General features: G+C 71.2%; 1 protein-coding gene. It reads right to left on the bottom strand.

The window, feature by feature from the left end; all coding sequences use genetic code 11:
* Positions 1-12: 12 nt before the first annotated feature.
* The gene (locus tag PH190_RS30560; protein ID WP_274235317.1) at positions 13-975 is read right to left on the bottom strand and encodes an IS481 family transposase; all 963 of its coding nucleotides are present in this window, start codon (positions 973-975) and stop codon (positions 13-15) included.
* Positions 976-1,096: the final 121 nt, after the last annotated feature.

Raw genomic sequence — 1,096 nt, 5'->3', positions numbered from 1 at the left:
TGTACTCGGCCGTCACGTTGGTGACAGGCGGCTGGTGGGTGGTCGGTTGGCGCAGGCGGTGTGGGGGCGTCGGGTGTTGTAGTAGTCCAGCCAGCCCTGCAGGGCCAGGGTGCGGTCGTGGTTGGTGAGGTAGGGCCGTCGGTAGGCCCATTCGCGGGCCAGGGTGCGGTTGAAGCGTTCGACCTTGCCGTTGGTCCAGGGGCAGTGCGGGCGGATGAATTTCTGGACCGCGCCGAGCTCGCCGACCGCGGCGGCGAAGGCGTGGCAGCCGCGGTAGTTGCGGGCGTTGTCGGTCAGGACCCGGTCGATGCGCGTGATGCCGGCGGCGGCGAACGCCGCGGCGGCGCGGGTCAGGAACCCGGCGCAGGTGGCGCCTTTCTCGTCGGGCAGGACTTCGGCGTAGGCCAGCCGGGAGTGGTCGTCGACCATGGCGTGGATGTAGTCGAACCCGACCCGGGCGTCGTGATTCAGGACCTGGCCACGGCCGTGGACCCGCCAGCCGCCGCCGTCGGGGATACGACCGAGCTTCTTGACATCGATGTGCACCAGATCGCCGGGTTCAGGGTGCTCATAGCGCTGGTCGCTGCTGCGCCCAGCACGGATCGGTTCGCCGGTGACCGGGTCGCAGTCGGCCAGCCGCGGCACCTGATAGCGGACCAGGATCCGCGAGATCGTCCGCGCCGGCACCCCGGTGCTCACCGCCAGCGTGGCCGGCCCGGTCTGCTCCTTGTCCCGGGCGGCGAGTACCCGCGCCTCGACCTCGGCCGGGGTTCGTCGCGGCTGGCGGTGCGGGCGGCTGGACCGGTCAGCCAACCCGGCCAGGCCTTCCCGGTCGTAGCGCTCGACCCAGCGGTGAGCGCACTGACGGGAGACTCCGAGCTCGGCGGCGACATGGGCCTTGGGGCGGCCCTCGAGACGGACACGCGACACCAGCAGCAGCCGGCCGTGCAGGGTCAAACGAGCGTTAGCGTGCACGGTGGAAGGCCCTTCGTGGCGAGGCGGACGGCGTCAGACACCTCCACCCAGCCCGAAGGGCCTTCCCTGCCTCAACTCGCCACGCCGTCAGCCACCGTCACCAACGTCCTGGCCGAGTACA

The sequence above is a fragment of the Actinomycetospora straminea genome (assembly GCF_028737255.1).
Lineage (GTDB): Bacteria > Actinomycetota > Actinomycetes > Mycobacteriales > Pseudonocardiaceae > Actinomycetospora > Actinomycetospora straminea.
Note: the sequence above shows the minus strand (reverse complement) of the source record. Positions and strands in the feature narration are given on the sequence as shown.